The following is a 476-nucleotide window of genomic DNA, read 5'->3' as shown; positions in this document are numbered from 1 at the left end:
TTTCATTGTCCTAGGTATATATCAGGAAAAATCTGTCTATTATAACAATGAGAATCATCAACTTTTATATCCAACAAAGGATAAAACTATTGGAGCAACTGCCATTACTGGTTACAGTTCAATTGCTCTTGTTTTATATATTGTTTTAAGAAGTATAAGTAAAAATGGGGAAGTACCAACAGATTTTCGGTTGCTGTCTTTGGTCCTTGCTTATATTATCATTAGTATTGGTAGTAGCTTATTACTTTATTATGTTTTAAATCGTGTCATTGAGTTAGAAGAATTTCAAATTGATTTAAGAAACTATCAAAACTTTTTAAAGCAAGAAAAAAGGAATGTTTTAATATTATATATAACGATGCTCTGTTTTTTGATTATAGGAATAGTGACTGCTGCAATTTTTATAAGTTCGGGTAATTATATTAGTCTTGTATTAACTTTATCATCATATTTTATCGTATACACTATTTTAAATA

General features: G+C 26.9%; 1 protein-coding gene. It reads left to right on the top strand.

The window, feature by feature from the left end; all coding sequences use genetic code 11:
• Nucleotides 1-476 (top strand): hypothetical protein (locus tag CBI42_RS11270; protein ID WP_094753983.1); only part of this gene is annotated, 476 nt, incomplete at both ends.

It is taken from the genome of Streptococcus sp. KR (assembly GCF_002238115.1).
Lineage (GTDB): Bacteria > Bacillota > Bacilli > Lactobacillales > Streptococcaceae > Streptococcus.
The sequence above is the reverse complement of the archived record's forward strand: the minus strand, read 5'-3'. Positions and strand labels throughout refer to the sequence as shown.